The sequence below is a fragment of the Biomaibacter sp. TOL genome, assembly GCF_059717795.1.
The window spans coordinates 2,748,101-2,766,968 of record NZ_AP046092.1 but is presented as its reverse complement, the minus strand read 5'-3'; the positions used below and the strand labels follow the sequence as shown (position 1 = coordinate 2,766,968).

Sequence of the window (18,868 nt, the reverse complement as noted above, 5' to 3'; positions counted from 1 at the left end):
AGGGGTACTCCGGAGTACCCCTTATCCGCTCCTTATTGATTGTAAATGTTGTAGATGAGTTTCACGGCTTCGGCACGGGTGGTGTTGTTCTGCGGTTTTATGGTGCCGTCCGGATAGCCGCTGACAAGACCCTTGCCTATGAGATATGATACGTATGGTTTTGCGTAGTCGGCCACGCTTCCTGCATCTTTATAGGATGCGAGGGAAGATGTGCTCTCAGGCTGCGATGCCGAAAGGGCTCTGCCGATGATGGTCATCATTTCCTGCCTGGTTATCTTGCCGTTCGGGTCAAACATCTGGCCCGCCACTTTGCCCTGAATCAGTTTGTTGTCGTATGCGGTCTGCACGTAATCTGCATACCATGCGGTTGAATTTACATCTTCGAAGATGCCTGTGTATTTTTTGATATCAAGCCCCAGCGTCTGGACTATTATCTTGGCAAATTCGGCTCTGGTGACTTTGTCTTCAGGTGCGAACACGTCTTCGGACCGGCCGTCGATGACATGCTTTGCGGCCATGGATTCGATATAGTTTTTAGCCCAGTGGGTCCGGATGTCGCTGAAGGTCTTGCTGTACTCCGCCAACACATAAGTGCTCAAATGCGGAACAACCGCTATGATCTCGGCATTCTTTTTGTCCACTTTTCCTCCGACGAATTCCAGTCTGGATGTTTCTTTATTTGCATAGTAGATGCCGAGTTTGTCTACATTGGCTGCAAGGCCTTTTATGGCAAAGCGCAGGGTGAGCCTGCCTTTTAGCTGGGCCGCTTTATCTGCTATGGTCATGCTGATTTCTGCTGCTTTTCCAATAGTCTTCATGTTTTCAAGCCCTGTGATGCCTTTTACAGCATCGGATGCAGCCAGCGCCGAGACATTTATCTTCATTTCGCCCTGGGTGCCTACGGCAGAAGCGGGGATTTCCATGCTCAACATCCCTGTCTTTACCACTACGGCAGCGCCTTTGTCCAGGGCTTTTGTCACAAGGTTTGCCGGCAAAGTCAATGAAACATCGTCTTTTATCTTGCTTGCGGTAAGGTCGAAGGTGATAGCCAGGGCTTTGCCTTCAGCCTTTGCCGCAGCCTGGTCCAGCAGCTTCAGCAAATCATTTACGGTATTTTCATCCAGCGTGACGACGCTCTTTCCGTCCTGTTCGGAAACTTTTACTGCATCGGTAGGCACGTTTACTTTAACGGGTTCGGTGGATGATGATGGCTCTTCTATCGCAGGCTTTTCGGTCGTGGTGGTTCCTCCACCGCCTCCACCACCGCTGCTGGTGCCGCCACCGGAGGTTGTGGTCACGCTAAAGCCTATCTTGTCCAGGGCATCCGCCAGTTTATCCTTTTGATCGGAAGTGAGATTGGTGTTTATTGCGGAAACGATGTCCGTTATGGCCTGCTTTACGCCTGCTATTTCAGCGTCGCTCAGCGGGTCGATGGATTGTCCGTTTTTGAATAAAGCGTTCACATCACTGATCTGATTTTGCAGGTATTTGTTCAGTTCTGTGCTGAAAGAGCTACTGAAGGAGACCGTAAAGGCGCTGTTGCGGTATGTGAAGGAAATATATTTTATAAGCACATTATCAAATACCTGACGGTTAAACCTTATGAAATCCGCCTTGCTGTTGAATGTGTTAAGGATTTTGGCCGTAAGCTGCGAGAAATTGGCATCGAATACTTCGTTGTCTACGGATTTTATCCAGGTCACCTGGTCTTGGCTCAGTTCTTCCTTCGAATCATCTTTGAGTGTGGCAGCAATGTCCTTCAGCTTTGTAACCCATTCTTTTGCTCTAAAATCTTCCAGAGCAGCTCCCAGTGAATCTTCGTCAATGCCGTAATAATTTTTCAGCCTTGTTTTTAGGGCATCGTTTTTGAAAAGGTTGTCCATTACGATATTTTTTTCGTCTATGGCGTTCAAGATGTCGATCAGCGAGTCTATCTCGCTCAGTGAAAAGTTGCTGAGCTTTGCACTCAAAAATGTGGAAAAGGCGAGATTCTGTATTTCTTCATCCGTCAAATCCCCGGAATTTGCTGCGGCTTGTGTGAAGGGAATTGCTGCGATGAGCAGAGTGAAAACCAGCAAAATTGAGAAAATCTTTTTTGCCATGCCTTTCTTTCCCCCTTTACTTTTTTTATATTCAGTTTTTATTTCTGACATGCGCTCTTTTCACCTCCTTCCAAAGGTTTATTCATAAATCAGGCTGTACAGGTTGTAAATGATGCAAGCCGCTTGGGCTCTGGTGGCAGTGCCCCTGGGAGAAAATTCATCCGCCTTTATTCCCGACACAAGGCCCAGCTTCAGCGCCACCGCCACGTCAGTCCTGGCCCAGGTGGATACGGCTTCCTTATCTTTAAATCGAAGCAAAAGGTTTTCTATCTCGGTGCTGTCCACGAAGGCTGATTTGTTCTTCATGGAAGCCGCCCGCACTACAAAGGATACCATTTCTTCGCGGGTGATCAGGCCCTTTGGGTCAAAGCCTGACTGTTTACCCTTTGCCAGACCCGCAGCGTAGGCTGCGCGCACCGGAGCATAGAACCAATCCTTTTCGGTGACATCCGGGAAGGAGAAGGAAGAAGCGTCGGAAGGAGCTTCGATTTTCAGGAGCCTCACCAGCATGGCCACAAACTCCGCCCGGGTCACCTTTTCATCCGGGGCAAAGACACCTTCAGCCCTGCCCGTCAGGATTCCTTTTTGCGCCATGGCTTCTATGTAAGGCTTCGCCCAGTGCTTCTGTATGTCGGCAAAATTTGCTTTTACTTCCGGGAATGCCGGCTGCTGGGATTGGGTCTCGCCTGAGGCGGCGCTCCCAGCGGCAGAACCACCTGTGGATGTGCCGCCAGTGCCGGCATCTTCATATTTTTGGAGAAGATCCTTTACTCCGTCTTTATCGCCTTTTTCTATCATGTCCAGAAGGGCCATCCGGTCATCTCTGCTCCAGTTCTTGAGTTCGTCTATGTCGGATTTTATCTGGGAAAGCGAAATCCCTTCCTCCTGAAGCTTTTGCTCATAATCGTCTCCTATCACAAGCTTCAGTATGCCGGGCAAATCCTGCTTCAGCGTGTCAAGGCCCTGCTCGGTTCTGAAATAATCCCGAAGAAGGCTTATGGCGTCGGATTTTGTTGTGTCATCCAGGCTGTATAGTTTCTGAAACGCCAGATCAACAAGCCCGCTGTCGATGTTGATTGTAGCTGCTGCGAAAGGTGAAAAGGCCATCATCATGAGCGCCGATGCCAGCAGAGCCGCCATGCACTTCATGTGTTTTATGCTTGATTTCAAATTACCCACCCTTTCTTATAGTTGTCCAAGGAAAAAAGCCAGCCTCTGAAATAAATTCATTTTGCCGTTTTTTCTGTATCCTCCGCTCGATGAATCAATGTCCATGCCCGCCATGACTTTTTCCGGATTTTCCCGCATCAAAAGGTCTATCAGGCCTTGAGGCAGCATTTGCGCAGTTTTCAAATACCGCGGGGACCTCGCCCTGGCTGTGTGGCAGTCCGTAGCCATGAACTGCGCCATGCCCTCGCCAACAATTCTTTGAGCCGCATGCTTCGCTTCCCTGCCGAAAACCCCGTAAAAGCTAAGGGAATTCACCTGCACCAGGGCTCCCAGAGCCACCAGCTCCGTGAGCTTGTCTATGTCCTGGGCAATCTCCCTGTTCCTCTCGGGGTGCGCTATGATGGGCCTTATGCCCTTGAGCATGATGCCGTGCAGCACATCTTTTGTGTACGGCGGAATGCTCATCATAGGAAGCTCCACGAGCAGGTACTTGCCGCCATCGAACAGGGTGATGAGCTTGCCTTGGCTGAATAGATCAGGCACCTCTGGCGAAAGAAAAACCTCCTCTCCCGGATAAACGGCGACATCCAGGCCTGCATTTTTTATGTATTCGTTCAACTCCTCAGTCTTTTTTAATACCCTATCCCTTTCTATCTCTTTATCTTTAGGAATGAAATGCGGTGTTGCCACCATTATATCTATACCTTCTGATGCGGCTATTTCCGCCATCCTGGTGGAAGTCTCCATGTCCGGAGAACCGTCATCTATGCCGGGCAGGATGTGACTGTGAATATCTATCATATTTTTCCCCCTATATATTTTTGCTTAGCCCCATTTCTTCCTGCCCTTGAAATGATATTATGAATTATATACTCTTTGTATCGGGATGTATATTCTCTTTATTCGACAGAAAATTGAACATTCCTCCTTTTTGGCAAATATTTCCCGGGAAATATGGGGAATTTTTTTAATACGCCCCGTTCTTGTGAAGCAGAGCCGGGATGGTTTTGAGGATTATCATTATATCCAGCCAGAACGACCAGTTGTTGATATAATAAATGTCCAGTTTCACTCTTTCAGAGAAAGGAAGTTCATTTCTGCCGCTAATCTGCCAGAGGCCTGTAAGGCCGGGGTTCACTTTCAAAATCAACCTCTTATATTTCCCATATCTTTCCATTTCATCCAGCAGCATGGGCCTCGGACCGACAATGCTAAGGTCGCCCATTATGATATTGATCAACTGCGGAAGCTCGTCCAGGCTGGTATTTCTCAATATTCGTCCGATAGGGGTTATTCTCGGGTCGTTCTTCAATTTTCTGAAGGTATTGTATTCTTCTCTCGCTTCGGGATTTTCTTTAATCAGTTTTTCCAGCATTTCTTCGGCGTTTTCCACCATGGTCCTGAATTTTATTATTTTTATCAGCTCACCGTTCATGCCGTAGCGCTCCTGTATAAAGAAGACGCTGCCCCGGGTCGTCACCTTAATTAAGATTATTATCAGCAAAAACAGGGGCGAGAGCATGATCAGCGCAAAAGACGCGCAGATTAAATCAAACAATCTTTTGATTTTGGCCTGCAGGGGCGAAATGGCTCCTTCTTTGAACTTTATCAGGGGAATAGTGGATATCTGGCCGATGTCTACGGGATTGCTGGTGATGTCCAGTATATCGGGTATCATATACACCTGTATGTATTTTTCTTCACAGTATTCGATGATATCGATGCGCTTATATTTGCTGCCCGAGGAAATCAGGACCACGCTGACGTCCTTTTCTTCAATTACCCTGGCATAATCCTCTATCCTGCCCAGGTAGGGAAAAGCCTTTTTTATCTTTTTATTTTCCTCATCGAGATACCCTGTCACTATAAAGCCGAATTCCGCATGTTCATGAAGGTATTTCAATATATCAAGGCTTCTCTCGTCAATTCCCAGGCATAAAAGCTTCTTGGCACCTATGCCCCTCTGGTACAATTTTTTTATTGCGCATAAAGCCGCATATCTTCCGGTTAAGAGAAGCGCTACCGCAGACACGGAGAAATATATCAGCACCAGCCGGGAGTAAGAAACCTCCCTCACAAAAAACGAAAACAGCGCAAAGGCGAAAAGCGAGTAAATATAAGAATTGATTACTCCAGGCACCTGGGCAAACCACGATTTGTATTTCAAATCATAAAGCTTGTTAAAATACATGACTATCAGGGTAATAGAAAGGAAAAACATAAGGCCTATGAAATACCATCGGACGTCAAATTCGCTCCACCTGAAAAAAAACCTTATGCCAACAGCTATAAACCCTGATATAACTATGGCAAGTATATCCGAAAGGAAAAGAATCTGTTTTATGAGCCTATCATTTCTGGTGCTCATGACCCCACCCTGTATTCATCTTATCTTTTATGAAATCCATCATTTCTTTTTTGAATCTGTCATATCCGAAGCACAGTGCATGCTGTCTTATGAACTTTTCATCAAATTTACCCGCTTTTTTCTCAAAATCCAGCACCGCTTCTTTGAGGGATTCTGCAGTCTGCTGGAAAAAGAAAACGCCTGTCTTGCCTTCGATAACCGTCTCCAGGGCTCCCCCCCTGCCATAGGCTATCACGGGCCTACCGCAGGACTGGGCTTCCAGCGGTACCAGGCCGAAATCTTCTTCGGCGGGGAATATAAGCGCCCTGCATTTTCTGTAGCATTCTCTCACTTCTTCGTCGGACAGCCTGCCCGTAAATCTGATGTTGTTTTTTGCCATCTTTTTCAATCGGGCAAGCTCCGGCCCATCTCCAACTATTACTAAAGGCAGCCCCAATTCATTAAAAGCCTTTACAGCCAGGTCCACCCTCTTATAGCCCACCAGTCTGGATACTATCAGATAATAGTCTCCAATATCGCCCGAAGGAGTGTAAAAATCCGTGTCCACTCCAGGATATATGACGGTGGAATCCCGCCTGTAATGTTTATATATTCTCTTTCTCACGTTATTCGAGTTGGCTATGAAGTAATCAACCCTGTCGGAGGAAAGCCTGTCCCAGAGCCTGATATAATTCATCACCTCCGCTATCAGCAGCTTCATGGGCCTGCTTTTATTTTCTATATATTCGCGATAAAAATCCCAGGCGTATCTCATGGGAGTATTGCAATAGCATATATGAAGAGTGTCCGGGCGGGTTATTACACCTTTGGCACAGCAGGTTGATGAACTTAAGACTAAATCATAGCAAGATAAATCAAACTGTTCCACCGCCATAGGCATGAGCGGCAAAAGATGCTGATATATTCTTGTACTATAGGGTATTTTTTGCAGCCAGGATGTCCGGATGTCCATCTTCTGAAATTCTGCGGGCATCCTGTCTTTGTCATAAAATAAGGTATATATGGGGGCTTCGGGAAACAGTTCATGGAAAATCTTTATGAGCCTTTCCGCACCGCCCATATTGATGAGCCAATCGTGAACCAGGGCGACCCTCATGGCTTTACCTCCAGCCTGACTGTTAGAGTTTTGGAGCCCTTTTGTTCAAACCAAGTCACGCCTTCATGCACCATATCAAATTCAATATAGTATATGCCCGCCTTTTCTGGGGCCTTGACCTGTGCGTTAACCTGCACCGCTTCACCTGATTTTACGGAACCCGGTATTGCAGTTCTTTCACCATCATTTAAAATCATTTTCTTATTCTCATCCAGGATATGGTATGAGAGATTTATGCTGTTTTTTCCGTCGTTGAGCCAGGACATAGTCCCGGTATTTTTTATATCAAGCGGCACTATTAATTTTTCGCCGGGCCTTGCTTTCAACTCAGTCAAATCAGCGCTTATCTTGCTATCATACTGCTTCAAATTCGAAAGCCTGTTGAAATACTTGTCGGCCTGAATTCTCCCATTGACATACAGCAACACGACAGCCAGGACAGGTAAAATAAAAAAAACTATTACCTTTCTCAGAGTTTCCACGTTTTCACCTCTAGAGCTTCATCGTATATATCCAGCACTTTTTTCGCTGCCTTCCGCCAGCAGAAAAGCCTGCTCCTCGCTTTGCCTGCAGCAGAAATTCTTTCCATCAATAAGCTATCTGTTATTATATCATAAATTCCTTTCGAAATTGAATAAATATTTTTCGGATCAACAAATATTCCGGCGTCTCCCACCACTTCGGGAAGTGATGATGTATGGGAGACTACCACGGGTGTGCCGCAGGTCATGGCTTCCAGAGGCGGAAGGCCGAAGCCCTCGTAAAGGGAGGGATACACGAAAACCCTGGCACCGCTGTATAAGCTCGGTTTGTCCATTTCGTCCACATAACCTGTAAAGATCACTTTTTTATCAAGCCCCAGGCTTTGCACCTTACGGAAAATTTCTTCATAAAGCCATCCTTTCTTTCCGGCGATCACCAGTTTTTCCTTTATTCCTTCCTTCAACAGATCCGCATATGCTTCTACCAGCTTCACGATGTTTTTCCTGGGTTCGAGGGTCCCCAGGTACAGGATGTAATCACCTTCTATTCCGTATTTTCTTTTTACTTCCTCTATTTTAAGATTATCCTCTACTCTCCCGTAATCGGGTCTTCCGGGATATATCACCTCAACTCTGGATTCATCTATGTTGAATCGTGATAATATATCCCTTTTTGTGCTTTCAGAATCCGCTATAATCTTCGCCGCCCTTTTTATGCTGAAGGGCGTGATGAACTGCTTGATCTTCCTGCTCACGAAAGAAAAGGTGTCGGGATACTTATAAAATGACAGGTCATGGATGGTAACTATAAAAGGTTTTTTTATTCCGAGCACCGGGGAGCTATAATCGATAAAATGCACAAGGTCGTATTCTCCGCATTCCTTCCGCAAAAAAAGCTGTTCAGCCGCCACCCTTTTTAAAGAGCCCTCATATTTTTTATGGACCATGCGGACACCGTCAAAGGCAAGGCCCTGCCGTGCCATCACTGAAATCTCATAGTCTTTATTTACCTTTGACAAAGCATTAATAAGGGCATAGCCGTAATGCCCTATGCCCGCACTTTTTTCATCTATTAAGAGGCCGTTTATAAGAATTTTTTTCATGATCCTCCGACTTCCCTGTAAATTTCCAGCAGCTTTTCCGCGGATCTTTTCCATGAAAAATCCCGGCTTCTCTTTTGGCCTTTTTGGATTAAACTATTTCTTAAAGCCTCATCTTTCATTAGTTTTTTTATGGCGTAGGATATATCTTCTACGTCAAGAGGATTTATTAATAAGGCGGCATCCCCCGCAACCTCGGGCAGGGCGGAAGTATTGGAAGTAATCACCGGCACCCTTGCCGCCATAGCTTCCAGCACCGGCATGCCGAAGCCTTCATAGAGGGATGGGAATATGAACAAATCGCTCATCTTATAAATCAGGGGCTTGTCCTTTTCATCCACATATCCCGTAAAAATGATTTTTTCTTTTAAACCATAATCTTCCACTTTTTTAAATATCTCATCAAACATCCAGCCCTTTTTCCCCGCTATAACTAGATTAATATCCTCATCGGCTTCTTTTATAAATAATGCATAGGCATCAATAATCCTGCCGATATTCTTCCTGGGCTCCAGAGTCCCTAGATACAGAATATACCGCAAAGGAAGGCGGTATTTCGCTTTTGTCTCCTCAAACCGCTGCGTCGGGAAGTCTTTACTATATATATTCGCATCAATTCCGGGATAAACAATATCAATCCTGTCTTCAGCGACATCTAAATACTCCATTATTTCCTTTTTTGAATTCATGGAAATAGTTATAATTTTATCGGCTCTACCCACAGAACCTTTCAATTCTTTTTCAAGCCTTTTATAATTGCTCCGGGCCATGGTTTCAGGAAACAATTTGTAGACCATATCATATATGGTAACTATAATCCTGCCCCTTATTTTTGGCGGAACAATATAATTAAAAAAATGAAAAATATCAGCATCGCTTTCGAATAAAGTGTTAAATGATACCGGCAGGATGTGCCATATTCTTCTATATACGCCATAAGGCATCAGTCTATTTATCTTATAATTAAAATTTAAATTCTTAACTTCATCGTCAATTCTATTCCGGTTCAAAAAATTAAACCCATAGCCTTCAAATTCAAATATATCGCTTTGTAAATTCTCAAGTATTTTTTGGGTATACCACCCAACACCGGTCTTATCTTTTAATATGGGTTGTATGTCCAGGCCGATTTTCATAGTAAAACTCCTACCCCGGTTTAATGATGTTATTATAACGAACTTAATCTTTGACATTTTTAAAAGCCCAAAATCTGTTTAATGAAAAGTTTGAAACAGGCACAACCACCAAAGTACATATCTGTCCTGCAATATACCACCATTTCAGAATTTCCACAGTTATATACATTATCCCCGTATTTAATATGAATCCTACTATACATACCAAAACATACTTAGGAAAATACCCCTTATGTGAACCATGAGCACGAAAAGTATATCGATAATTTAAGAAATATGATACTATTACCGCTAAAATAAACCCTATGGTAGATGCGGGAATCGGAGGAAATTTAATTAACTCAACAAGAAAAATTAGTGTTCCCATATGAGTTAAAGTTGATATGATCCCCACCAGCCCGAATCGCATAAATTGAAAAAGCGGCTCATGATATTTTTCTATATAATCTTCCTTTAAAACTTTTATCTGTTTATTTATGCTCATTAAAATAAGCTACCTCACTTTTAATTGTTTCATTTACACAATTATCGTCAAATCCTACAGCTTCCCTTACAAAATAAAGAGGCCTTCTCTTGGATTCATTATAAATACGACCAATGTACTCACCTATGATGCCAAGAGTAAGAAGCTGGACGCCGCCTAAAAATAGCATTACAACCATTATAGAAGGATATCCGGGTACTGGATTGCCGAAAATCAATGTCTTGGCAATTATATAAAGACCATATATAAATGCAGTGAAAGACACAATGAGCCCGAAATAAGTGGCGAACTGTAAAGGTGCAAAACTGAAAGAAGTAATGCCTTCCAGGGCAAAGTTCCATAGCTTCCAATAGTTAAATTTGGTTTTCCCTGCAAAGCGTGGTTCCCGACAGTAAGGTAAACTCACCTGCTTGAATCCTACCCAACTGAATAAACCTTTCATAAAACGGTGCTGTTCTCGAAGCTTTTTTATGGCATCTACAACTTTTCTATCCATAAGTCTAAAATCGCCGGTATCTTTCGGTATATTAAACCTCGTTAATTTCCCTATTACTCTATAAAACATATGGGCGGTCCATTTTTTCAACCATGTTTCTCCTTCTCTTTTGGTTCTTGTAGCATATACTACATCATAGCCCTCCCGCCATTTTGCCACAAGTTGAGGGATTAATTCTGGAGGATCCTGCAAATCCGCATCAATCGGAATTACTGCTTCTCCATTTGCATAATCTATTCCTGCACTCAATGCAATTTCTTTACCAAAATTGCGGGATAAACCAACCACTTTTACCCTAGGATCTTTTTTATGTAATTCAAGCAACTTCTCTAATGTATTATCTTTACTCCCATCATTTACGCATACTATTTCAAAAGTTTCACCTAATTCTTCTAAAACTTTTATGGTGCGATTATAAAATGTATCAATGTTATCCGATTCATTATACATAGGAACAACAATTGATAAAAGAACTGTAGAATTCTTTATTTTGTTTTCCAAGCGAAGACCCCCATTATCTTTTATTATTTATTATAGTTAACACTTTGTCTTTTTCACATGATTTAAAAAATATTATAACTAGGGTTAATAATGATAAAATACTAATACTTGCCCCAATATAAAAGCTTATAGGTCTAAACTCAAATTTAATTATATGTCCACCAGCTGGCACTATAATACCTCTTAATATATAATTCGTCTGAAATATAGGAACTTCTTTTCCATCTATAGTGGCTTTCCATCCAGGATAATACACATCACTTAATATAAGAAATCCCGTTGAATTGGAATTTGTAATTAAATCTACACTTGTCTCATTAATCTTTACAATAGAAACATCTCCATTAAAATTTTGCTGGTTAAAAGAAAATTTTATTGGTTCTTCTACTAATGCTATTTCTTTAGGATTAAAAGCTCTACCATCAGGTAATTTTGAAGTATGTATAGTGTTTAATATTTCTTCAGGTTTTAAAGATATTACTTTCGGGACAAACCAAGCTCTAGGCATTGCTTGTAAATTTTCAAATACTGTAGTTTCACCTATTTCTTCAATATGTTTGAAATGATTTTCATCAGCTAATGTACTATTAATTAATGTTAATGGATATGAAATACCTGATTGATCATCAAACAAAGTAATTTTATAAATAGTTATTGAAGTGTTAGGATCAATAGACTGATTGATCCATCGAAATTTAATATTTTTTATTTGATATCTACCATTTAATTGTAATATAGTTAAATATTTATGACCTTTAAAAATATTTCCATTATCATCTATAGCATTATAGTTTTCAAAGATTTGAGCTCGATTATGTTTTATTTTTGTTTTAACATCATTTCTATCCCATGCCCATTCAGAAGTATCAAAACCTACTCTTATTGGGATTATTAATTTATCATTATTATTAGTTGTAATTTCAATCTTTAAAATTTCAGTTCCATTAGGGATACTTGTTGAACAACCCAAAGAACTTACTAATGCTATTTTATTAAAAAACATGGGAGATATTGGTAAATTAATTTCTTGATTATCATATAATCCTAATAATAATTCCAAGTCTAAATTTGACCAACCTATATTATTTTTATAAAAATCAATTTTATTATTTACTTTATCTTTTGGAAAAAAAAGATAACGTGCTGATAATAAATTTAATGCATTATTTTCATTAAAAGCCCATTTATTATTAAAAGTTATGCCTATATTATTCATATTTAAAAAATTAGAGTATCTTTTTAAAATTAAAGGATTATAACCACTTACATTTGGTATTTTCCATAATCGATTTATATTTGGCGGGATTTCTTCCATTTTGCCTAAAGCTCCACTTAATGAAACTATTCTTTGATTTGAGGTATAACATAAATCTCTATATTTTTCGATATGAGATACATATAATTGATTTTTATGAGGTGAGTTATATTTCCATTCATAAAACCAACCGAAAGAAGATAAATCGATAATTATTATTATTAATATAATGAAATTTCTTAATGTTAGTGAAAAATGCCGTGAATTATATATAAGAAATGTTCCAATAAGTATAATTAACAATGGAACACCTAAAGAATAATTTTCCCAGGGAAGTACTGATAAATTTATCCCTACTTTATGATATGCAATTGATTTTAGGTCTTTTTGATATAATAAAATTGCAAAAAATGATAAAATAAATAAACTTATTATAATAATAATACTTCGTTGGAACCAAATTAAATTATTTTTAAAATCCAATCTTTGAATTATTAAAATACCGAAACCAGATAATATACTTATTGCAAGTGAAAATTCTAAAAAATGCCGTGCTGGTGCTCGAAAAAGATTATATCCAGGAATATAATACATCAATTTAGCTAAAAAAGTTGTATCACCTAAAGTTAACAATAAGCTAAAAAAAGCTACTAACCCCCAAAAACGTATTTGGTAATTATTTTTATATGAAAAGATTCCTAAAATGACTAAAATAAAAGTCACAACACCTATATATCCAGTTACTTCTGTTAATCCATATGGACCAAAATAAGGTATACCAAAATTACCTCCAAAAATAAAAGGGAAAAAAAGCATTATCAACATTTTATATTGTAAAGCTATGCTTACAAAATCTTGATAATTTAAGTTCTCTCTTAAACTAAGTTTTGTTAATTCCATAGATGGAATTAACTGAATGGCTGATAATCCAATCCCAATAAAAATAGCTATAAAAGAAATACTATAATACCTTATTAAAGATCTCTTTGAATGTTTACTTTTTAATCCCGTGAAAAAAATATAAAAAAAAGAAAGTCCCATCGTATAAATAAATATTTGCGGATGACCTGCTAAAAAACTATTAGCAGTTGTAAAACAAGTTGCAACAAACCATCCAACATTAAATTTTTCTTTCTTAAGTTTTTCTAAACAAAATATTAATGTTGGTAACCATGCAGCAGAATGGATCATATTTGTATGTCCTAAATGTGCCATAAAAAAGCCGCTTATTCCAAAAATTAGGCCTGAAATAAGACCTGAATAAAAAGATTTTGTTAGAATAAATACTAACCCGAATGTTGAAATACTAGCAATAATATAAGCACTAATTACAAATAAATTCCATGAATTAGTAAATAGACGCAAAAAAAATGCCAACGGATACCATGTCATGTTTTGCGGATCAGCTGCCATAGGATAGCCACTAAATATAAAAGTAGTCCATAATTCTTTATCTGAATAAAAAGCAGGTATTGACTGACTTGTCCCATCACCGGGAGCTAAAAGTCTCCCTGAAAAAATAATTGGTGAAAAAAATAATATATAAAAAAATATATAAAATATTAATGCTAATATATATAATTTTTTTCTTTTAATTATAAATATAACGGCTTTAATTATATTTTTAATATTCATTTAATATATTCCTCCTTTTTTTAACATATTAAAATAAAATCTATCAAAACAATTAATTATATTATTATATTTTTTTATTATATTTGACCATTTGTAATTAATTTTTACATATCTTATCCCATTTTCACCCATCTTAATAATTAAAGATTCATTTTCCATAAATAAATTTAAACATAATCTAAATTCCTCATAATTTGTATAATATAGCCCAGCATTACTTCGAATACAATGTCCTTTTAATACTTCACATTTACCATTAACCAAAACTGGGACACCTAAGGCTAAACTCTCTAAAACAGAAATAGAAAAACTTTCAAATTTTGAAGGCAATATACTTAGTTTGGCAGCAGATATGCCATTAAATTTATCTTCTTCAGATACAAATCCCAAAGCTATTATATCCTTATGTTTGGGAATATGCATAACAGATTTACCCATTAATACTAATTTTAGGTTACTTCTTTTTTCATTTTTATATCTAATAAAAAAATCAAATAGTTCTTTACATCCTTTTGATTCGTCAATTCTTCCAACATATAATATAAAATCATCATATATGCTATATTTTTTCCTAAACGAATCAGCATCTGTTTTTTCAGGAACTTCGATCCCCATGCCTATAATATCTGAAAGTATATATGAGTTATTAAATTTTTTTTGGACAAATTCTCTTTCCTCTTCTGTTAAAAAAATTATCGCTCTCGGTAAATGAAAATAAGGATAAAATATATTTAAATAAATAGGTGGTTCATCATGAGCAGTAGGGATTAATATGCTTTTCTCGGGAACCTGCTGTAATCCGAAATAAGCATTGTAATACAAATAAGTAAAAAAAATAAACTTATCATATAAATTTTTATTATTATTAATGTAATCAATTAATCTAGGACAATAAGGCCCTTGTTTTTCCATCCATTCTATTTCATCTTTAATATCATGTTTAGCATTTAATATCCTATTAGAGAGTTCTGCAAAATCATTTTGGTTTCTTTGTTTATCTACTAAAAATCTTTTAACCTTAATTCCATCAACATAATCTGTTCCTTCGCTATATTCATTTTTCCAAGTTATATAATCAATTGCACAAGTAGTAAGAATCTCTATATCATAGTAATCAATTAACTTTTCAGCCAACTGCTTACAAAAAGTTTCAGAGCCTCCGTTAACTTCTTTACCATATCTTTGTACAACAAAAGCTATTTTTTTCTCTTATCCATTTTATCCTCCGATGAATTGTTGTAAATGACTCTTTAATGCATTTATTACTTTTTCTTCAGAAAACTCCTGAAGCCTTTCATTTTGTTTTTGTATAATCTGTTCTCTGAAATGTGTATCATTTACAACCTGGTATATCATTTCTGCTATAAGGGGATAGTCCTTTTTGTTTACCATTATCCCTGCATCACCCAATGTATATGGGATAGCTGTTGAATTATATGCTATTATCGGTACTTTGAAAAACATACTCTCTATTAATGGCACACAAAATCCTTCATGTTCACTCATACATAAAAATACATCAGCCATATGATAATATGCCAATATCTCTTCAAATTTTATATGACCAGTAAAATTAACATCATCTAAATCCAAAATTTCTACTAACTTCTTTAACAAACCATAATATTTTTCCATCCCATTATATGAACCTATTAAAAATAATCTGCTGTCTTTATCTATATATTTCTTATAATAATAAAAAGTTTTTATTATATCTTCTTGTTTTTTATTTGGTACTATTCTTCCCACAAATATTATATTTGTCCTTCCATCATTATATTTATTTAATATTTCTTCATCAGGCTTTTTTTCATAATCTTTAAAGGGAATTAATATAGGTAATACCCCTGTCTTTTTATAACCATATTCAATTAATTCTTGTCTATTATATTCCGAAACACCAAATGCAAAATCTATATTATCTTTTAATAATATTAGCTGTTCCCTTGCTTCTTTTACAGCTTTATAGTAATCCTGTCTATAACTTAAAAAAAAATGTTCTGGTGTTATATTATGGTAAATCATTATTTTCTTTACGTTATTTAAACTCATCATTTTATAAATTATTTCACTTTTGGTAGCCATATGATATATAATGGCTTTTCTATAAGGATTATCCTTAAATTCTGTTATATTTTTAATTGAATGCTCCATTTTTATATCCTTAATATTTATAAACTCCGCATATATATTACAATCATAACCCATTTTTTTTAGTTGATTCATTATTGCTATAGCGGCATTGCTTACAGCATCACCATATGAAATATTTGGTAATAATTGGTCAATAATACAAGGTTCCATATTTTTCTCCTCAACCATTAAGAAATCTGTGTAAATGATCTACAAATATTTTTTCTACTTTTTCTTCAGAAAACTCCTGAAGCCTTTCATTTTGTTTTTGTATAATCTGTTCTCTGAAATGTGTATCATTTACAACCTGGTATATCATTTCTGCTATAAGGGGATAGTCCTTTTTGTTTACCATTATCCCTGCATCACCCAATGTATATGGGATAGCTGTTGAATTATATGCTATTATCGGTACTTTGAAAAACATACTCTCTATTAATGGCACACAAAATCCTTCATGTTCACTCATACATAAAAATACATCAGCCATATGATAATATGCCAATATCTCTTCAAATTTTATATGACCAGTAAAATTAACATCATCTAAATCCAATATTTCTACTAACTTCTTTAACAAACCATAATATTTTTCCATCCCATTATATGAACCTATTAAAAATAATCTGCTGTCTTTATCTATATATTTCTTATAATAATAAAAAGTTTTTATTATATCTTCTTGTTTTTTATTTGGTACTATTCTTCCCACAAATATTATATTTGTCCTTCCATCATTATATTTATTTAATATTTCTTCATCAGGCTTTTTTTCATAATCTTTAAAGGGAATTAATATTGGTAATACTCCTGTGTTTCTATAGCCATAATCAACTAATTCTTTTCTGTTGAATTCTGAATCAGCAAGTGCTAAATCTATATTATCTTTTAAATCTACTAATTGCTTTCTACCCTGTTTAACCAATTGATATAATTTATGATTATACAATTCAAAATAGCTTTCAGGAGTTATATTATGATATATCATCAATTTTCTTATATTTAAATGTTTAAACATATTATATATATCAGACCCTGTTGACATATGATAAATAATTATATCATCAGAATCATTTTTTTTATATTGATTAATATGTTTTGCTAAATAATTATTTAAACGAGGATCTATATTTTCTGCAAATATTTCAGATTTAAATCCCAGCTTTTTTAATAAATTAGATATTGCTATAGCGTCATAACTAACCGCATCACCATAAGCAATTGTTGGTAAAAATTGATCTATTCTCATAAAATTTACACCTTTTTTTAAAACTATTTTTTTGCAATTATTGCATAATCTTGACTTCCATAAATTAAATTATTTAATCTTTCAATAGCTGTATTAATTTCTTCTAAATTTTCAATACTATTACTTTTAATCACAGGTATTTTTTCTTCAGTTTTTGATAAATATAAGATATCTATTTGCTCAAATCCTTCAGATTGTAAAATAAACTGCAATGTAAATGGATGAATAGGCTTTATATGAGATATATCTAAATAGAAACTATGGGCAAAAACATATAAACACTGAGGATTTACAGTTTCTATTACTATTACACCATTTTTTTTAAGTTTTTGATATAATAACCTTGTTATGCTAATAATATCTCTTGGAGTCATATGTTCAATTACCTGACCCATAAATATTCCATCTAATGTATCGTCATCTACATTATTTTTTAGATATTCTATCCCATCTGCCATTTCTACAGGCAAACCTTTATCCTTGCAATATAATATCATATCTTGATTAATATCTATACCTTTAACTTGTTTTTTCCCTTCTTGTATCAACAACTCAATAAATTCACCTTTACCACATCCAATATCTAAGATTACTTCCTTATCTTTAAAATATTTAAGATAAATTGATTGTCTCTTCTTTATTTCTTCTCTGTCTCCTCTATATAAAGTTTCAAATAAAAAGTAATCTATATCTGCAAAATTTTCTTCATTGTTTTCAATTTGTTTTTTGAGGTTTACACGATTATTATTAATCATCCCTTGATTTTTTAAAGAACTTTCTATCCTTCTCAATCTATCTCCCACTGTTAAATTAACATTTAGATTCTTTTTATTTATATCATTTAATCCTCTCACATTTTCTTCTACAATATAAAGTCTTTTTTGAAAATCATTTAAAACATTTTCAATTTGGAAATCAAATTTCTTTAATTCATTTATTTTTTCCTGTTGCTGACTTAAAGATGTTATATTATGCTCTAACTCCTTTATTTTATAATTCAATTCTTCTAAGTTATATATTTTATTACAAATTGTTTTTATATCTATATCTTTATTTAATTGCGTGATTTTACCTAATTCTTCGTTTATTTTTTCTATTTCTTCATGTAATTTATATATTTTATTTAATTCTTCATTTATCTTCTTCAATTCTTCATTTATTATCATTGATTTATATTTACTATTCAAATCTTCTTTAATTGATGCGATATGTTGTTTTAATAATAAGATCTGTTCGTTAGATTGCTCATATTTAGATTGAAACTCTAAAATAAAATTTTTTATTTGATTTAAAGCCCTAGTAACGCTGGCATTAAATTCTCGCTGTAAATCAATAATAGGATTTATATACCAGCGTAAAAGCTTTCTAATAATTTTTTTGCCAATTACGATATATCTTCCTATTATTTTTCGATGTGAAGTGATAGGAAACTCAGTCTCAACATTCCAACCAATATTGTTATATGCTATACTCCTTTCAAATTCATCCATGTTAAAGTTCGTTTCATTATTAATTCCTTCTGATAGCGATAAAGAAGTTAATTCAGGGATTTCTATTTCTTTAATATTGCGTTCTTTGATTCTTTTTCTTATTTCATTCATTATTTCTTCTACATTAATCTCTGTATCTTTTATTTCAAAGATATCATCCATCATAAAACA

Annotated in this window: 15 protein-coding genes; all 15 read right to left on the bottom strand. The window is 36.1% G+C overall.

Going from position 1 to position 18,868, the window contains the following annotated elements:
- Positions 1 to 32: 32 nt before the first annotated feature.
- Positions 33 to 2,102: an S-layer homology domain-containing protein gene (locus AC6I1H_RS13665; RefSeq protein ID WP_497738096.1), complete on the bottom strand. Its 2,070-nt coding sequence runs from the start codon at positions 2,100 to 2,102 to the stop codon at positions 33 to 35.
- A 78-nt stretch (positions 2,103 to 2,180) separates the two neighbouring features.
- Positions 2,181 to 3,272, bottom strand: a complete 1,092-nt coding sequence (locus AC6I1H_RS13660) for an S-layer homology domain-containing protein (protein ID WP_497738095.1) — start codon at positions 3,270 to 3,272, stop codon at positions 2,181 to 2,183.
- Between the two features lie 15 nt (positions 3,273 to 3,287).
- Positions 3,288 to 4,073: a tyrosine-protein phosphatase gene (locus AC6I1H_RS13655; RefSeq protein ID WP_497738094.1), complete on the bottom strand. Its 786-nt coding sequence runs from the start codon at positions 4,071 to 4,073 to the stop codon at positions 3,288 to 3,290.
- A gap of 166 nt (positions 4,074 to 4,239) precedes the next feature.
- Positions 4,240 to 5,640: a sugar transferase gene (locus AC6I1H_RS13650; RefSeq protein WP_497738093.1), complete on the bottom strand. Its 1,401-nt coding sequence runs from the start codon at positions 5,638 to 5,640 to the stop codon at positions 4,240 to 4,242.
- Positions 5,624 to 6,736, bottom strand: coding sequence for a glycosyltransferase (locus AC6I1H_RS13645; protein WP_497738091.1), 1,113 nt, complete (start codon positions 6,734 to 6,736; stop codon positions 5,624 to 5,626). The genes AC6I1H_RS13650 and AC6I1H_RS13645 overlap by 17 nt, the downstream gene beginning before the upstream one ends.
- Positions 6,733 to 7,218: a COG1470 family protein gene (locus tag AC6I1H_RS13640; protein ID WP_497738090.1), complete on the bottom strand. Its 486-nt coding sequence runs from the start codon at positions 7,216 to 7,218 to the stop codon at positions 6,733 to 6,735. The genes AC6I1H_RS13645 and AC6I1H_RS13640 overlap by 4 nt, the downstream gene beginning before the upstream one ends.
- The gene (locus AC6I1H_RS13635; protein ID WP_497738089.1) at positions 7,206 to 8,321 is read right to left on the bottom strand and encodes a glycosyltransferase family 4 protein; all 1,116 of its coding nucleotides are present in this window, start codon (positions 8,319 to 8,321) and stop codon (positions 7,206 to 7,208) included. The genes AC6I1H_RS13640 and AC6I1H_RS13635 overlap by 13 nt, the downstream gene beginning before the upstream one ends.
- The gene (locus AC6I1H_RS13630; RefSeq protein WP_497738088.1) at positions 8,318 to 9,454 is read right to left on the bottom strand and encodes a glycosyltransferase family 4 protein; all 1,137 of its coding nucleotides are present in this window, start codon (positions 9,452 to 9,454) and stop codon (positions 8,318 to 8,320) included. The genes AC6I1H_RS13635 and AC6I1H_RS13630 overlap by 4 nt, the downstream gene beginning before the upstream one ends.
- Positions 9,455 to 9,497: 43 nt before the next feature.
- Entirely contained in the window at positions 9,498 to 9,938 is a 441-nt protein-coding gene (locus AC6I1H_RS13625; RefSeq protein ID WP_497738087.1) for a GtrA family protein, read from the bottom strand.
- Positions 9,925 to 10,935, bottom strand: coding sequence for a glycosyltransferase family 2 protein (locus AC6I1H_RS13620; RefSeq protein ID WP_497738086.1), 1,011 nt, complete (start codon positions 10,933 to 10,935; stop codon positions 9,925 to 9,927). Before AC6I1H_RS13620 ends, AC6I1H_RS13625 begins: the two co-directional genes overlap by 14 nt.
- A gap of 13 nt (positions 10,936 to 10,948) precedes the next feature.
- Complete coding sequence (locus AC6I1H_RS13615; protein WP_497738085.1) at positions 10,949 to 13,825, bottom strand: YfhO family protein; 2,877 nt, start codon at positions 13,823 to 13,825, stop codon at positions 10,949 to 10,951.
- Positions 13,826 to 14,959, bottom strand: a complete 1,134-nt coding sequence (locus AC6I1H_RS13610; RefSeq protein ID WP_497738084.1) for a glycosyltransferase family 4 protein — start codon at positions 14,957 to 14,959, stop codon at positions 13,826 to 13,828.
- Between the two features lie 84 nt (positions 14,960 to 15,043).
- The gene (locus tag AC6I1H_RS13605) at positions 15,044 to 16,147 is read right to left on the bottom strand and encodes a glycosyltransferase (protein ID WP_497738083.1); all 1,104 of its coding nucleotides are present in this window, start codon (positions 16,145 to 16,147) and stop codon (positions 15,044 to 15,046) included.
- Positions 16,140 to 17,207: a glycosyltransferase gene (locus AC6I1H_RS13600; protein WP_497738082.1), complete on the bottom strand. Its 1,068-nt coding sequence runs from the start codon at positions 17,205 to 17,207 to the stop codon at positions 16,140 to 16,142. The genes AC6I1H_RS13605 and AC6I1H_RS13600 overlap by 8 nt, the downstream gene beginning before the upstream one ends.
- A 23-nt stretch (positions 17,208 to 17,230) precedes the next feature.
- Positions 17,231 to 18,862, bottom strand: a complete 1,632-nt coding sequence (locus AC6I1H_RS13595; RefSeq protein WP_497738081.1) for a class I SAM-dependent methyltransferase — start codon at positions 18,860 to 18,862, stop codon at positions 17,231 to 17,233.
- Positions 18,863 to 18,868: the final 6 nt, after the last annotated feature.